The organism is Myxococcota bacterium (assembly GCA_035498015.1).
GTDB lineage: Bacteria > Myxococcota_A > UBA9160 > SZUA-336 > SZUA-336 > VGRW01.
In genome coordinates, this window is the sequence record DATKAO010000085.1 from 1 (window position 1) to 15398 (window position 15398).

At 70.4% G+C, this 15398-nt stretch carries 12 protein-coding genes and 1 pseudogene; 4 read left to right on the top strand and 9 right to left on the bottom strand.

Annotation, left to right across the window (positions count from 1 at the left end; genetic code table 11):
- The 5 genes and pseudogenes from VMR86_06610 to VMR86_06630 form a co-directional block, all read right to left on the bottom strand.
- Positions 1-1058 (bottom strand): AMP-binding protein (locus VMR86_06610; GenBank protein ID HTO06713.1); only part of this gene is annotated, 1058 nt, incomplete at its 3' end.
- A gap of 20 nt (positions 1059-1078) precedes the next feature.
- A complete protein-coding gene (locus VMR86_06615; protein HTO06714.1) occupies positions 1079-2236 on the bottom strand; it encodes a thiolase domain-containing protein in 1158 nt (385 codons plus the stop codon).
- Positions 2236-3285, bottom strand: coding sequence for a thiolase domain-containing protein (locus VMR86_06620; protein HTO06715.1), 1050 nt, complete (start codon positions 3283-3285; stop codon positions 2236-2238). Before VMR86_06620 ends, VMR86_06615 begins: the two co-directional genes overlap by 1 nt.
- Positions 3285-4227: pseudogene (locus VMR86_06625) on the bottom strand (OB-fold domain-containing protein). The gene VMR86_06620 and the pseudogene VMR86_06625 overlap by 1 nt, the downstream one beginning before the upstream one ends.
- A gap of 1 nt (position 4228) precedes the next feature.
- Complete coding sequence (locus VMR86_06630; GenBank protein HTO06716.1) at positions 4229-4912, bottom strand: TetR family transcriptional regulator; 684 nt, start codon at positions 4910-4912, stop codon at positions 4229-4231.
- Positions 4913-4972: 60 nt separating this feature from the next.
- Here VMR86_06630 and VMR86_06635 point away from each other — a divergent pair, with 60 nt between their 5' ends.
- From VMR86_06635 to VMR86_06645, 3 genes are all read left to right on the top strand, one after another.
- Positions 4973-5980 (top strand): LLM class F420-dependent oxidoreductase, encoded by a 1008-nt coding sequence (locus VMR86_06635; GenBank protein ID HTO06717.1) that lies wholly within the window; start codon positions 4973-4975, stop codon positions 5978-5980.
- Positions 5981-6119: 139 nt separating this feature from the next.
- A complete protein-coding gene (locus tag VMR86_06640) occupies positions 6120-7226 on the top strand; it encodes a DUF3047 domain-containing protein (GenBank protein HTO06718.1) in 1107 nt (368 codons plus the stop codon).
- The gene (locus VMR86_06645) at positions 7226-10240 is read left to right on the top strand and encodes an MMPL family transporter (protein ID HTO06719.1); all 3015 of its coding nucleotides are present in this window, start codon (positions 7226-7228) and stop codon (positions 10238-10240) included. Before VMR86_06640 ends, VMR86_06645 begins: the two co-directional genes overlap by 1 nt.
- 1 nt (position 10241) lies before the next feature.
- Here VMR86_06645 and VMR86_06650 read toward each other — a convergent pair whose 3' ends face one another.
- Entirely contained in the window at positions 10242-12170 is a 1929-nt protein-coding gene (locus VMR86_06650; protein ID HTO06720.1) for a PA0069 family radical SAM protein, read from the bottom strand.
- Positions 12171-12249: 79 nt separating this feature from the next.
- Between VMR86_06650 and VMR86_06655 the strand changes: the two genes are divergently transcribed.
- Positions 12250-13038, top strand: coding sequence for an enoyl-CoA hydratase-related protein (locus tag VMR86_06655; GenBank protein ID HTO06721.1), 789 nt, complete (start codon positions 12250-12252; stop codon positions 13036-13038).
- Between the two features lie 112 nt (positions 13039-13150).
- Here the strand turns inward: VMR86_06655 and VMR86_06660 are convergent, their stop codons facing one another.
- From VMR86_06660 to VMR86_06670, 3 genes are all read right to left on the bottom strand, one after another.
- Positions 13151-13528, bottom strand: a complete 378-nt coding sequence (locus VMR86_06660) for an RNA-binding protein (GenBank protein HTO06722.1) — start codon at positions 13526-13528, stop codon at positions 13151-13153.
- Positions 13529-13855: 327 nt separating this feature from the next.
- A complete protein-coding gene (locus VMR86_06665) occupies positions 13856-14293 on the bottom strand; it encodes a pyridoxamine 5'-phosphate oxidase family protein (protein ID HTO06723.1) in 438 nt (145 codons plus the stop codon).
- 13 nt (positions 14294-14306) lie between these two features.
- Complete coding sequence (locus VMR86_06670; GenBank protein ID HTO06724.1) at positions 14307-15395, bottom strand: Zn-dependent alcohol dehydrogenase; 1089 nt, start codon at positions 15393-15395, stop codon at positions 14307-14309.
- Positions 15396-15398: the final 3 nt, after the last annotated feature.

A 15398-nucleotide genomic window follows, 5' to 3' on the forward strand; every position in this document is an offset into this window, starting at 1 on the left:
CCGGTGGCCTGCTCCTGCTCGGCGTCGTCGTAGATCTTGATGTCCGCGCCCGGCCACGCCTTGCCGACCGTCCCCGGGAAGCGGCGCCATTCCTGCGGAGTCACCAGAGTCCCACCGCCCTCGGTCGCGGCGTAGTACTCGAAGATCGAGTTCCCCCACCAGTCGAGCATGCGGCGCTTCACGTCGGGCGGGCAGGGTGCGGCGGCGTGCACCATGGTGCGCGTCGAGCTGCAGTCGTACTTGGCGCGCACGTCGGGCGGCAGCGCGAGCATGCGGTGGAACTGGGTGGGCACCATGTGACTCGTGGTGACCCGGTAGCGGTCGATCAGCCGCAGGCAGTCCTCGGGCGTCCACTTCTCCATCAGCACGAGCGGATGCCCCATGTTGAGCGACGCCGAGCCGAACACCAGCACCGCGGTGTGGTAGAGCGGCGAGCCCACGATGTGCACGTTCCCGTCCTCGGGCTTGATGCCGAACATGGCGAGGAAGCCCGTGAACAGGGTCGCGATCGTATCGGGGTCGAGCGGCGCGAGCGGCCGGCGCACGCCCTTGGGCTTGCCGGTCGTGCCCGAGGTGTAGTTCATGACCGCGCCGGCGAAGCGCTCGGGCGGCGGAGTCATGGCCTGCCCGGCCACCAGGTCGCTGAAGCGGCGGAAGCCACTCACGCGGCCGATCGCGAAGCGGTGTGAGCCGGGGAAGCCGGCCTCGTCGGCCGCCGCCTGCGCGGTCTGGCCGATGCGCTCGTGCGCGATGAACGCCTTGGCCTCGCTGTCCTGCAGGATGTACGCGATCTCGCCCGCGGCGAGGTGCCAGTTGATCGGCACGAGATACCAGCCCGACTGCGCGCACGCGAGGTTCACCGCGATGAACTCGGCGCAGTTCGGCATCGCGACCGCGACCGCGTCGCCGCGCTGCAGCCCCGCGGCGCGCAGGCCGTTCGCGATCTGGTTCTGCAGCGCGTACAGCTCGCCGCGCGTCCATTCCCTGCCGTCGGGCGCGACCAGCGCCAGCTTCGACGGGTCCTGCTGCGCGAAATTCCAGAAACCCAGACCGGCCATCCGTGCTCCCTCTCCGAGACTCAGGGTTTGTGGTCGGCGACGATGTACGTGCTGAAATACTGTGACCCGCCGCCGTAGGCGTGCCCCAGCGCCTTGTGCACGCCGTCGACCTGGTGCTCGCCCGCCTGGCCGCGCACCTGCATGGCCGCCTCGGCGAAGCGGATCAGCCCCGACGCGCCGATCGGGTTGGACGACAGCACGCCGCCCGACATGTTCACCGGCAGGTCGCCGTCGAGCGCGGTCGCGCCCTCGTAAGTCATCCGCCAGCCCTGGCCCTCCTCGGCGAAGCCCATGGTCTCCATCCACATGGGCTCGAACCAGCTGAAGGGCACGTAGATCTCCGCGCAGTCGATCTCCTTGCGCGGGTTGGTGATGCCGGCTTTGGCGTACAGGTCCTTCGCGTTCATGCGGCCGGCCATCGGGTTCACCTGGTCGCGGCCGGCGAACATGGTCGGCTCGGAGCGCATCGCCGTGGCGTGCACCCACGCGGGCTTGCCGGGTGACTTCGCGGCCGCGCGCGCGCTGGCGAAGACCATGGCGCACGCGCCGTCCGAAGAGGGGCAGGTCTCGAGATAGCGGATCGGGTCCCAGAGCATGGGTGAGTTCATCACCTGCTCGAAGGTGACTCCCGGGATCTTCACGTGCGCGTAGGGGTTCTTGAGCGCGTTCTGGCGGTCCTTCACCGCCACGCGGATGCCGGTGTCCTCGGGCGCGCCCGAGCGGCGCATGTAGCCGCGCACGAGCGGCGCGAAGTAGCCGCCCGCGCCCGCGATCACCGCGACACTGAACGGTGTCGACACGGTGAGCGCCCACATCGCGTTCGACTCGGACTGCTTCTCGAAGGCCACGCACAGCACGCGCTCGAACACGCCCGACTCGACCAGCGACGAGGCCACGATGCCGGTCGAGCCGCCCACGCTGCCCGCGGTGTGCACGCGGATCATGGGCTTGCCCGCCGCGCCCAGCGCGTCGGCCAGGAACATCTCGGGCATCATCACGCCCTCGAACATGTCGGGCGCCTTGCCGATCACCACCGCGTCGATGTCCTTGAAGGACAGGTCGGCGTCGGCGAGCGCGGCCAGCGCCGCCTCGCGACACAGTCCGGGCATCGACACGTCGATGCGCTTGGCGTCGTACTTGGTCTGGCCGATCCCGACGACCGCGCTGTGCTCGCCCATCAGTCTCCCTCCAAGACGCAAACCAGGTTCTGCTGCAGACAGGGGCCCTGGGTCGCGTGGGCGACTGCGCGGTCGCCGTGACCGGCCATGATTCGCGCCGCCGCCTCGCCGATCCGCACGAGGCCCGCGGCCATGAGCGCGTGCGACGCGAGCGCGCCGCCCGACGGATTGATCTTTACGTTCTCGCCCAGCCCGAGCGCCGCGCGCAGGATCAGCTCCTGGTGCGAGTAGGGCGCGTGCAGCTCGGCGAAGTCGACCTTGCCCTTGTGCACCCCCGCCTTTGCGCCCGCGATCTCGCTCGAAGCCGAGCGCACGAGCTCGCGCGCGCCCAGTGACTGCGGCTCGATCCGATGGTCGATGCCGCGGATCCATACCGGCCGCTCGCACAGCTGGCGCGCGCGCTCGCCCGCGACCATGACCAGCGCCGACGCGCCGTCGGTCACCGGCGGCAGGTCGTGCGCGCGCAGCGGCGAGCTCACGTAGGGCTCGGCCAGGAGCTTCTCGACCGAGAACTCGCCCGAGACCACGGCGTGTGGATTGCCGATCGCGGACCGCCGGCTGCGCGCCACCACCTCGGCCAGCTCGCGCTCGCTCTTGCCCGTGGCTTCGAGGAACGCGCGCGCCTGGATCGCCGCCAGGCTGTGCGCGTCGGGCCACAGCGGAGTCACCGTGTAGGGGTCGAGCTGGAGCGCGAGCACCTCCGCGATGTCGCCCGGCGACGACTTGCCGAACGAATACACGAGCGCGGAGTCGACGTCGCCGGTCTGGATCTTGATCCAGGCCTCGTACAGCGCCCACGCGCCGTCCATCTCGACGTGTGACTCGCGGATCGGCGGCCAGGCCCCCACCGCGTCGAGCGCGCCCACGAACGCGAAGCTCTGGCCCTGCAGGTAGTCACTCGAGCCCGAGCAGGTGAAGCCGATCTCGGTGCGCGGCATGCGCGAGGCCCCGACCGCCTCGTGCACCACGGGCATCAGGATCTCGATCTCGTTGCGCAGCTCGCGCGCCTTGGCCGACTGCGCGAACGACACGATCGCGACGTCGCGCATCAGAGGTGCTCCTTGTACGAGTCGAACTCGGCGTCGGGCTCGGCCACGGGCTTGAAGTAGCGGATGCTCGACATCGACGGCCCGAGGTCCTTCCGGTCGACCCACACGGCCTGCACGCGCATGCCCATGCGCACCTGTTCGAGCGGGCACTCCTGCAGGACGTGGTTGAACGGGATGTTCGCGCCGTCGAGCAGCACGGCGACGCAGGCGTAGGGCGGAGTGAACGACAGGTTCTCCGACGGCACGCGCACGATGCAGAACGTTGTGACCGTGCCCCTGTCCGAGACCTGCAGCTCCTCTTCGGTCGCGACCGCGCAGCGCGGACAGGCGCCGCGCGCCGGCACGTAGACACGGCGGCACTCGGGGCAGCGCTGGCCCAGGATGCGGCCCTCCGCGATGCCGCGCAGGAAGCGGCTCTGCGCGCGGCCGGTCACGTAGTCGTAGTCGAGCACGACGGGAGTCACGATGCTCTTCACGAGCTCCAGCTCCGCCATCTCAGGCCTCCGGCTCGAAGCAGGCCAGGTCGGCCGGCTCGCCCTTGGTGTCGCTGCGCCAGCGCGGCCGAACGCGCAGTCCGGTGCGCATGCGCGACTCGGCCCCGGCGTCGACCGCGTGCAGCAGGGGAGTGTCTGCGCCGTCGAGCTGGATCAGCGCGTACGCGAAGGGGTGTTGGAGCGGCTGCTTGGCGCGCGGCGCAGTCACCCAGGTCCAGCTCTTCACCACGCCGCCCGGGCCCACCGGCACGAACTCGCCCGTCGTGGCGTCGCCGGTCGCCGGGTCGTACTCCGAAGGCGGCACGAGCACGCGGCCCTGGCGGGTCTTGTTTCCCACCAGCCGGCGCTCGCGCAGCTCGGCGAAGAAGCGGCCGAGCACCGGACCGACGGAGCGCCGGTAGGCGTACTCGAGGTGGTGCCGCGCGGTCAGCGGCGCGTCCTGTGACAAGTCAGTCCTCCACGGGCCGCGCGTCGAAGCGCGCGCCCTCCAGCATGAGCCGCGCCGCGGCGCGAATCTTGCGCGGGATGGCGGCGGGATCGGGCTCGGCGCCGATCACCCAGCCGATCAACGCCGCGAACCACACGCCGGTCAGCGCATCGGCGAGCTCGGCCTCTTCCGCGCCGGGCTCGAAGCTCTCGAGTGACTCGAGCAAGAGTCCGGGCGCGTCGCGCAGCGAGGCCACGATCATGCGCGCGATGCGCCGATTCGAGGCCGCGATCTGCTGCGCCGTCTCGCGCTCGCTGCCCGACATGGCCCGGACCAGCGCGCTGCCGAGCTGCGCGTTGCGCAGCAGCCCTCGCGTGGCGCGCCGGAAGAAGCCCGTGACCCGCTCGTGCGGGGTGCGTCCCTGGGCGGGACGCGTCGCCAGGCTCTGCTCCAGGCGAGTCACACCCTCGTCGAACGCGAACAAGAGGATGTCTTCCTTGCTGCGGAAGTACTTGTAGAGCGTGCCCAGGGCGACGTCGGACTGCTCGGCCACGTCGCGCAGCCGCACCGCGTCGAAGCCGCCCTGCTCGGCCAGCCCCACGGCCGTGTCGACGATGCGCCGCATGCGGCGCAGCTGGCTCGCGACGAGCTTGGGCGGGGGCGCCGCGCTCGCCTTCGTGACGCTGGCCAGGGGGGTGCGGCGCATAGGGAGGCAATTAGAACACGTTACAAACCGCGTTCGCAATCGTAGTACCATTCCGGCGACATGAAGCTCGGACTCCAGCTCGGCTACTGGCAGGCGCAGCCTCCGACGAATCACGTGCAGCTCGCGCAAGAAGCGGAGCGCCTGGGCTTCGATTCGGTCTGGACGGCCGAGGCGTGGGGCTCCGACGCGTTCACGCCGCTGGCCTGGATCGGGGCGCACACCTCGCGCATCAAGCTCGCGACCGGGATCGTGCAGATCTCGGCGCGCACGCCGGCCTCGACCGCCATGCACGCACTCACTCTCGACCACCTGTCGAAGGGCCGGGTGATCCTGGGGCTGGGTGTTTCGGGGCCGCAGGTCGTCGAGGGCTGGTACGGCCAGCCGTTCGACAAGCCGCTGGCGCGCACGCGCGAGTATGTCTCGATCGTGCGCCAGGTGCTGCGCCGCGAGTCACCCGTGACCAACGCGGGCAAGCACTACCCGCTGCCCTACACCGGCGCCGGCGCGTGGGGCTTGGGCAAGCCGCTGCGCTCGATCGTCCACCCGCTGCGCGCCGACCTGCCGATCTACCTGGGCGCCGAGGGCCCGAAGAACGTGGCGCTCGCGGCCGAGATCTGCGACGGCTGGCTGCCGCTCTACTACTCGCCGTTCCGGCCCGAGGTCTACGCCCAGTCACTCGCGAAGGCAAAGCCCGGCTTCGAGGTCGTGCAGGGGCTCCTGGTCAACGTCACCGACGACGTCTCGGCGGGTCTCGCGCCCGTGAAGGCGATGCTGGGCTTCTACATCGGGGGCATGGGCGCGAAGCAGCACAACTTCCACAAAGAGCTCATGGGCCGCATGGGCTACGAGGCCGAGGCGGACCGCATCCAGGAGCTGTTCTTCGAGAACAAGCGCGGCGAGGCGATCGCCGCGGTGCCGGACGCCTTCGCCGACGAGATCTCGCTGGTCGGGCCGATCGAGCGCATCCGCGACCGGCTCAGCGCCTGGAAGGGCACGCCGGTCACGACCCTCCTGATGTCCTCGCACGACCCGCAAGTCATGCGAAAGATGGCGGAGCTGGTGTTGTAGAGCGGGCGCATCCGGGGCTGCCCAATACGAGCACCCCGGAGCATGCGGAGCGCGGGTAGGGTGCTCGCGCGATCACCGGTAGGGTGCCCATGCGACCATATGGTAGGGTGCGGCCTCGCGCGGGGGGCGCGGAGGGCTCGTGCACAAGACCAGCGCCCAGGGCGCGCTCGCCGATCGGTGGGCCAGACTGACTGCCGCGTTGCCGGCCGATCTGCGCGCGCGCACGATCGCCGAGGCCCGCGTCGTGCGCCTGCCCGGGAACGTTCCGCCGTGGACGGACACCGGCCTGCGCCTCGCCAAGGGCGAGGAGGTCTCGGTGCTGGCCGAGGGACGGATCGTGACCTCCGAGGCCGCGGGTCTCTCGTTCGGGCCGCGCTTCGCGCTCTGGGCCCGGATCGGCGGGCGCGGCCCGATCTGGACCGGCACGCGCGACACGCAGAGCTTCCGGGCCGAGCGCGACGGCGCGCTCGAGCTCGCGGTCTACAACGGCGAGTGGAAGACGCCCGACGGCGTGCTGGCGACGCCCGTCGAGGCCTACGCGGGAACGAGCGGCGCGCTCGACGTGCTGGTCGTGCGCTGGCGCGGCGACGCGCAGCCGGGTCTGGCGGCGCTGGCCAGCACGAGCCCGGGCGAGCCGCTCGTGAGTGCCGAGCTCGAGAGACTCGCCGCGCCCGCCGTGCGACCTGCCGGCTGGAGCTACCTGTGGTTCCTGGGCCAGAGCGAGGTGTACCGCGCGCAGCGCGTGGGGGCGAGTCACTCGATCGCCTGCCGCTGCCAGGACGACGTGGCGATCCTGCGCCGCCCGATCGACCTGGCGCTCGATGCGGAGAGTGAGATCCGCTGGCGCTGGAAGATCGACCGGCTGCCCTCGAGCCAGCCCGAAGACTCGCTTCTGAGTCACGACTATCTCTCGGTCGCGCTCGAGTTCGACGACGGCCGAGACCTGTCGTGGTTCTGGAGCTCGAGCCTGCCGATCGGAAAGAGCTTCGCCTGCCCGATCCCGCAGTGGACCCCGCGCGAGACGCACCAGGTCGTGCGCACGGGTGCGGCGGGCCTGGGCGCGTGGCAGTCGGAGCGGCGCGCCATCCTGGCCGATCACGCGGCCGCGATCGGCGGCGCCACGCCGCGCCGCGCGGTGGCCGTCTGGCTGATCGCCACGAGCATCTTCCAGCACGGCCTGGGCGAGGCCGAGTTCGCAGACATCGCCGTCGAGAGCGGCGGCAAGACCGTCGAGGTGATTGGCTGATGAGCGAGCGCGCGACCACCCGTTTCGGCCACTTCGTGGTGCGGCGGCGCGTGCCGATCGCGTTCCTGCTGATCCTGTCGACGGGCTTCTTCTTCTATCCGATCGCGAACGCCATCTTCAGCGCGGCGGGTCACCCGCTGCCGGGACCCAAGGTGCGCGTGGGCAGCGACGCGCGCGCACAGCTCCCCGATCACCCCTTCATCCACGCGCAGGCCAAGTTCGCGGGTGACTTCGGCAACGCCACGCCGGTCGCGATCCTGTACACCGTCGACGAGGGCACGATCTACACGCCCGAGAACCTGGCGAAGATCGACGCCATCACGAAGTCACTCGACGGCTGGGACTACGACCCGCGTGCCGACGAGCGCAAGGCCGAGAAGCAGCGCCTCGACCAGGAGGGCAAGAAGAGCAAGGCCGAGATCGCCGCCGAGCTCGACCGGCGCTTCCCGCCCTATCCGGTGAATCACGACACGGTGCGCTCGATCACGCACCTGTCGACGCGCATCATCGAGTACGAGAAAGACGGCACGCTCAACGCCAATCTCCTGATGGAGAACCCGCCCGACACCCAGAAAGAGGCGGACGAGATCCACCGCAAGGCGAACGAGCTCATGCCCGACGAGGCGCGCCGGCTCCTGGTATCTCCCGACGAGAAGGCCGCGCTGATCACCGCGGGCTTCGTGACCGACCGGCTGTCGAGCCTCGAGGTCTACCGCGCGGTGTTCGACCATCTCATGGCGCTGCAGAAGCGCGAGGCCGACGACAAGCACCACGTGTACATCACCGGCGCGCCGCTCGCGGTCGGATATCTCCTGGCTCACTCGCGCGAGATCGGTCTGTCGGTGGTGGCCGCGGTGTTCGCGATCTTCGCGCTGCTCTGGGCCTACTTCCGGCGCTGGCACGGCGTGCTGATTCCGATGGTGGCGGCCTTCGCGACCGTGATCTGGGGCACCGGGTTCACCGGCTGGGCGGGGATCGCGTTCGATCCGCTGGTGCTCGTGATTCCCATGCTGATCACCGCGCGCGCGGTGTCTCACACCGTGCAGATGGCGGAGCGCTTCTTCGAAGACTACGAGCGGCTCTTCCCGATCTACGGCGACGCGGAGCGCGCCAAGCTCGAGGCCGCGGCGATCGCGATGGGCGAGCTGATCGTGCCCGGCACGCTGGGCATCCTGACCGACGTGGCCGGGCTGCTCGTGATCCTGGTGACCACGATCCCGCAGATGCGCGACCTGGGCGTGTTCGGCGCGTTCTGGGTCGCGGCGATCGTGGTGACGGTCGAGATCCTGCACCCGATCCTGATCTGCTTCCTGCCCGCGCCCAAGGAGTCCAGGCACTACACGCCAGCCGTGATGCGGCGCCTGGTCGGGCTGCTGGGTGACCTGGTGACTCACCCGGTCGGACGCTGGGCGGTGGTGGGCGCGTTCGTGGCCATCTTCCTGGGCTCGGCCGCGGCCGTGGCCGCCTGGTCGACGATCGGCGAGGCCAAGCCGGGCATCCCGCTGTTCTGGCCCAATCACCCCTTCAACCAGGCGATCGCGAAGATCGGCGAGAAATTCGGCGGCGCCGACAACCTGACCATCTATGCGGAGGCCGACCGCGACGACGGCGTCGAAGACCACGACGTGCTGGTCAACATGCAGTCACTCGAGCGCAAGCTGAAGCGCGAGACCGGTGCGGTCGCGGTGGTGTCTCCGGTGCAGATCGTGCGCGTGGCCAACCGCCAGTTCCGCAACGGCGAGCCCAAGCAGGAGATGATCCCCGACGGCGCGGCCGCGCGCGCGTTCCTGATCTTCATCCGGCTGAACAGCTCGCCGGGCGCGCTGTCTTCGATCATCAACGTCAACGGCCGCGTCGCGCAGCTCACCGCGTTCTATCCCGACCACAAGGGGCCGACCATCCGCCGGGCGATCGAGACCGCCGAGAAGTTCATCGCCGACAACCCGATGGGCGCGATCCAGATCCGGCTCGACGAGCACCACGCGGCGCCGGGCGCGCCGCCCTGGGACCGCGAGCGAGTCACCGACTTCTTCTACTACATGATCGGACCGCTCCTGCCCGCGCGCGCGCACACGCTGAAGGTGCTGCGCCAGCAGGACCACGAGTACGTGCCGTTCGAGGTGAAGACCGTCGCGAAAGACGGCTTGCCGCCGTGGATCGACGACTTCCGCCAGCGCTCCGTCGACAAGTACGCCAAGGAGAAGCAGCACGTGAAGCCGGGTCACTCGTTCGTGTGGCCCGCGCGCCTGGCCAACTGGGACCCCAAGGCCGTGGACCAGTGGTTCGAGAACGACGAGCTGCGCATCCGCGCGGTGTCGGTGAACACGCAGGACCTGATCGTCGACGACCAGAAGTCGAAGGGCGCAGCGCCGACCTACCAGCCCACCCAGACCTGGACGCGCGGCGTGCAGTTCATCCTGGCGGGCGGCGCGCTCGGCACGCTCGCGGCCGTGAACGACGAGGTCGAACGCGGTCACCTGGCGAACATCTCGCTGATCCTGTTCGTGATCTTCGTGCTGCACTCGGTGACTTACCGCTCCGCGGTGAGCGGCGGAATCATCTTCCTGCAGCTCGCCACGGCGACGCTCCTGTCACTCGCCTACATGGCTGTGCGCGGGGTCGGGCTCAACATCAACACGCTGCCCGTGCAGGCCGTGGGCGTGGGCGTCGGCGTCGACTACGCGATCTACATCGTCGACCGGATCCGCCAGGAGATGGCGGTGCGCAAGGACCTCGACGAGGCGATCCGCACCGCGGTGCGCACGACCGGCATGGCAGTCACTTTCACCGGTACGACCGTGGTCGGCGGGATCGGCTTCTGGGTGTTCTCGAACCTGCGCTTCCAGGCCGAGATGGCGCAGCTCTTGATCGTGCTGATGGCGATCAACATGCTCGCCGCGGTGACTCTGGTGCCGGCGCTGTACTCGATCCTGCGCCCGGGCGTGGCGAGCTCGCTGTTGCGGCGCGACGAGGCCGAGGACCAGGCCGGCGCCGAGGCCGACGCCGCCGGCTGAGTCAGAGCAGGTCGAGCTGCGCGCCGCCCGGCCGGCGGAAGGCGGCGGTCGAGAGCTCCGGCCCGTGCGCCGGAATGCCGTGGCGCTTGCGCGCCAGTGACACCCACTCGGCGATCTGCTCGGCGAAGACGCCGACGCCCCGGTGGCGGATGCCGAAGCGGGAGTCGTTGAGCTTCCCTTGGCGCATGGACTCGATGCGGTGCAACACCTTGTCGCGCCGGTCGGGGAAGTGGTCGGCGAGCCAGGCCGCGAACAGGTCCTTCACGGAGTAGGGCAGGCGCACGATCTGCCAGCCCGCCCAGCGCGCGCCCGCCGCGGCAGCCGCCGCGACCAGCGCCGGGATCTCGTGGTCGGTGAGTCCCGGCACGATCGGGGCGAGGTTCACGCCCACGGGCACGCCCGAGCGCGCCAGCGCCTCGATCGCGGCGAGCCGCGCGCGCGGCTGCGCCGCCCGCGGCTCCATCTTGCGCGCCAGCTCGGGGTCGAGACTGGTGAGCGAGACCGTGACCGACACCGCCTGGTGTCGCGCGAGTTCCTGCAGCACGTCGGCGTCGCGCGCCACCAGCCGGCTCTTGGTGATCACCGAGCACGGGTTGCGGAACTCGGCCAGCACCTGCAGGCAGCGCCGAGTGAGCCGCAGCCGCTGCTCGACCGGCTGGTAGCAGTCGGTCACTCCCGACAGGGCGATCACTTGCGGCTTCCAGCTCGGCCGCGCCAGGTGCGCGCGCAGCAGCTCGGGCAGGTCGTGCTTCACGACGATCTTGGTCTCGAAGTCGAGCCCGGCCGAGAATCCGAGATACTCGTGCGTGGGCCGCGCGTAGCAGTTGTGCGTGGCCAGCCCCGCAGCGAAGAACGTGCCCGTCGAGGTCTGGATGTCGACCACGTCGCGCACGCCGCCCGGCTCGAGCGCCTCGATCGGCTCGGGCTCCCAGGCGGGCTCGTGCCCGAACACGGCCTCGAGCTTGCGCCGGTCGGCGGGCCGGCACGCGGCGAAGAAACGCATGCGCTCGGCGTTGGACCGCGCCTCGATCCGGAGCCCGAGTGACTGCGCCCAGCGGCGCGCCCGCTCGAAGGCCTCGCTCTCGGGCCGCGCGCCGGCATCGAAGCTGCCGGCGAGGAAGCCGCGCCGGTAGCTGGCGCTCGCGCGATCGACGTGCACGAGCTTGTCGATCGAGCCCAGCGCGCACAGCGAGCGGACCTCGACCCGGGAAGGCCCGACCACCACGGGCAGCCCGAAGGCCTTCAGATACTCGGCCACGCGCGCGAGCGCCCCGGCCTCGGCCAGGCTGACGCGCCAGAACGCCGCCTGCGGCCGCGGTGTCTCGGCCGCGGACAGGCCCGCGATGTATCCTGCCCGGTAGTCGTCGTCGATCTCGCACTGCGACTCCACCGGCACGCGCCGCAGCGACCGGCCCGGCGCGAGCTGGCTCGTGCGCCACCAGCGGAAGTTGCGCGCCTGCAGCCAGCGGTGCTCGGCGGTCGTGACGAGCTCGGCGCCGCGAGTCACGAGCCGCGTGCTTTCCTTGCGCGACCACCACACGCCCAGCACGGTGGCGGCGCGCAGCTTGCGCGTGCTGCGCGGCTTGCAGTGCTCGTCGAAGCCCACGAGTGAGTCGCCCGGGCGCACTTCGCCCAGCGGCCGCCAGGTCAGGTCGGCGTGCAACACCGGTGTCTCGGGCGCGAGACAGTAGATGCAGCCGTGCTCGCAGCCGCGGTACGGGTTGATGCCGACGTCGAAGCCCACGTCGGGACTCTGGTTGCGAGCGATGGCCGAGCGCGAGGCGTCGCGCAGGAACTGCGTGCGTGGATCGGGGGTGAGCTCGTCGTCGAAGCCGGTCTCCGCGTCCGGCTCGAGCGCAGCGCTCTCGAAGCGGTTCGCAGGGGCGGCGGGGGTGCCTCGGCCTCGGATCGGCTCTCGGTAGCGAGCCATGCCCGAAGCCTATACGAACAAAAATCGAAAGTCCACGCGTGCTAGAGTCGACGCCACGCCAAGAGAGGAAGGGGGAGCCATGGCCGACGAGCTCTTGTACGCCAAGGACGGGCCGATCGCGACGCTCACGCTGAACCGGCCCGAGCGCATGAACGCCATCTCGGGGCCGATGCTCTCCGCGCTGGCCCAGAGACTCGTCGAGGCGAACGAAGACCGCGACGTGCGCGTGGTGATCATCACGGGCGCGGGGCGCGGCTTCTGCGCGGGGCTCGACCTGGGCGACGCCTCGAGCGGCGGCGGAATCGGCGGCGGCGGTCCGATGCCGGCCACGCTCGACCTGCGCAGCGCTCCACCGACGGTGCTCCACTCACTCGACAAGCCGGTGATCGCCGCGCTGAACGGCGGCGCGGCCGGCTACGGCATGGACCTCGCGCTGGGCTGCGACATCCGCATCGCCGCGCGGCGCGCGAAGCTGGCGGCCGCGTTCACCAAGCGCGGCGTGCTGCCCGAGTCGGGCGGAACGTGGCTGCTGCCGCGGCTCGTCGGCTGGTCGAAGGCGGCCGAGATCATCTTCACCGGGCGCACGCTCGACTCACAGCAGTGTCTCGAGCTCGGCCTCGTGAGTCAGGTGGTCGACGACGACGCGCTGCCCGCCGCGGCGCGCGCGCTCGCCAACGAGATCGCCGCGAACGCCCCGCTCGCGGTCCAGGGCGCCAAACGCATGATGCGGATGGCGCTGTCCGAGCCGTTCGACGCGCACGTGCACCACGTCTACCTGCAGCTGCTCCCGTTGTTCCAGAGCGCCGACTTCAAGGAAGGCGTCCGGAGCTTCCTGGAGAAGCGCGACCCCAAGTTCCAGGGCCGCTGAAGAGCGTCGCCGGACAGGGGTCGAGCATCAGCCGCCGCCAAGCGGCGGCCGGGGACACGCGCAGGAAAACCCGCCGCGCGGGGGGCACCCGCGCGGCGATCAGGAGCCTGACTTAATAGCGGTCGCGATCGCGGTCGCGGAACCCGCCACCGCCGCCGCGCGGCCCACCACCGCGCGGACCGCCGGGACCACCGGGACCACGGCGCTCGTTCGCTTCGCTGACGCGCAGCTTGCGGCCGCCAAAGTCCTGACCGTCGAGCGCGTTGCGCGCCGTCTCGGCAGCTTCGGATTCCATCTCGACGAAGCCGAAGCCTCGCGATCGGCCCGTCTCGCGATCCGAGATCACGTTGGCCGACTCGACCCGGCCGTGCTTCTCGAAGAGCGCACGGAGATCCGCGTCGTTGGTGGTGTACGGAAGGTTCCCGACGTAGAGCTTCTTACCCAAAACAGATACCTCGGTGCCGGGTCCTCTCCTAGGACCGGGGGGCACCCTACTCGCCTTGACTCCGGGCCGGCATTTCCGGCGGCGGAGCCCTTGCAAACACCTCCAGAATGGAGGCTACCGCCGCGGAGCTTATCACAGGGTTCCGGGAGCTACTCGCACAATCCGAGAGAAACCCGCGAGGCGGCTGGCGATGTGCATCTCCCGAGCTGCCCGGGCCATCGGCTGCCGTAGAATCCGGTCCGCCTTGACCCTTCGATGCGCCAAATTCCTTGGGGGCCGCCGCTCGCTTTGCCCAAGGCAGCCAGAGCCCCGGCTTCCGAGGCCGCGGGCGCCCCGCCCCAGGCCCGCCGATCTCGTCCCGCGGCGTGACTCTCACCCGAACGCCTTCCCATAGTCCACGCTGAGCCACCGCTCCGGCCGCAGCCGCACCAGGATGTCGCCGTCGCCGCTCCCGCTCTGGGCGAGGTAGGCATCGCCCATCTCCTTGCCCAGGTAGCGGTGGGCCAACACGCGGCGGTGTCGCTCGAGGTCGGCGCGCTCGATGCCGGCGATGCGGCCTTCGACGGACAGGTACTTGTACGGCGGCGTCTCGGTCTGCACGCACAGGCTGATGCGGTCCACGGACAGGAGCAGCTTGCCCTTGCGCGAGTCGCGGTCGGTCACGAACCAGACTTCGCCGCCGGGCTCGTAGCCGTACCAGACGGGCACGGTGAGCGGGCCGCGGCCGCGCTCCTCGATCGAGAGGACTCCGACGCGCACGGCGGCCAGGAAGGCCTCGCGCTCGCTGCGGCTCATGCGGGTGTCGGCCATGGGTGACTCCGTGTCAGGCGTCGAAGACGATCACGCTGCGGGCCGCGGTGCCTTTGCGCATCTCCTCGAAGGCGTGATTCACCTGGTCGAGCTTGAGCCGCGCCGAGATCATCTCGTCGAGCTTGAGCTGGCCCGAGAGATAGAAGTCGACGTAGCGCGGCATGTCCACGCGGAAGCGGTTGTCGCCCATCATCGAGCCCAGGATCTTCTTGCCGCTGATCACGACGTCGAGCGCGGGCACGTCGACGGTCTGGCCGATCGGCACCACGCCGACCCAGATCGCCGTGCCGCCCTTCTTCACCATGGCGAGGGCCTGCGCGCAGGTCTGCTTGGTGCCGATGCACTCGAAGGCGTAGTCGGCACCCCCGCCCAGGAGTGACTGGACGCCCGCGACGGCGTCGTTGTCCTTCGCGTTCACGCCGTCGGTCGCGCCGAGCGTCTTGGCCAGCTCGAGCTTCCAGGGCATGGTGTCGACCGCGATGATGCGCGCCGCGCCCGCGATCCGGCAGCCCTGGATCGCCGCGAGGCCCACGCCGCCGCAGCCGATCACCACGCAGGTGGTGCCGGCGCGCACCTGGGCGGTGTTCAGCGCCGCGCCGACGCCGGTCGTGACTCCGCAGCCAATCAAGGCCGCCCGGTCGAGCGGCATGTCGTTGCGGATCTTCACCACGGCGTTCTCGTGCACCAACATCTTCTCGGCGAACGACGACAGGTGCGCGAACTGGTTGATCGTGGCGCCGTCCTTCGACAGCCGGGGCGGCGCCTCGCGCGGGCGCATGGTCGCGGCGCCGCCGCACATGTTGGGCCGGCCCGAGAGGCAGTACTCGCAGTTGCCGCAGAACGCGGACAGACAGCCGATCACGTGGTCGCCGGGCTTCACGTGGGTCACGAGCTCGCCCACGGCCTCGACGATGCCCGCGGGCTCGTGACCGAGCACGAGCGGCGGCGGCACGGGCAGCGCCGCGTCACTCACGTGCAGGTCGCTGTGGCACACCCCTGTGGCGACGGTGTGCACCAGCACTTCGCGCGGTCCCGGCCGGCTGATGTCGATGTCCTCGATCGTCAGGGGCTGTTTGAAGGCGCGCATCACGGCAGCTTTCATGGT

Excerpts from the sequence above, each read along its gene's own strand:
- VMR86_06620 (HTO06715.1), bottom strand. The coding sequence starts at position 3,285 with ATGCGCGACGTCGCGATCGTGTCGTTCGCGCAGTCGGCCAAGGCGCGC.
- VMR86_06645 (HTO06719.1), top strand. The coding sequence starts at position 7,226 with ATGAGCGAGCGCGCGACCACCCGTTTCGGCCACTTCGTGGTGCGGCGG.
- VMR86_06630 (HTO06716.1), bottom strand. The coding sequence starts at position 4,912 with ATGCGCCGCACCCCCCTGGCCAGCGTCACGAAGGCGAGCGCGGCGCCC.
- VMR86_06635 (HTO06717.1), top strand. The coding sequence starts at position 4,973 with ATGAAGCTCGGACTCCAGCTCGGCTACTGGCAGGCGCAGCCTCCGACG.
- VMR86_06670 (HTO06724.1), bottom strand. The coding sequence starts at position 15,395 with ATGAAAGCTGCCGTGATGCGCGCCTTCAAACAGCCCCTGACGATCGAG.
- VMR86_06615 (HTO06714.1), bottom strand. The coding sequence starts at position 2,236 with ATGGGCGAGCACAGCGCGGTCGTCGGGATCGGCCAGACCAAGTACGAC.
- VMR86_06650 (HTO06720.1), bottom strand. The coding sequence starts at position 12,170 with ATGGCTCGCTACCGAGAGCCGATCCGAGGCCGAGGCACCCCCGCCGCC.
- VMR86_06655 (HTO06721.1), top strand. The coding sequence starts at position 12,250 with ATGGCCGACGAGCTCTTGTACGCCAAGGACGGGCCGATCGCGACGCTC.
- VMR86_06665 (HTO06723.1), bottom strand. The coding sequence starts at position 14,293 with ATGGCCGACACCCGCATGAGCCGCAGCGAGCGCGAGGCCTTCCTGGCC.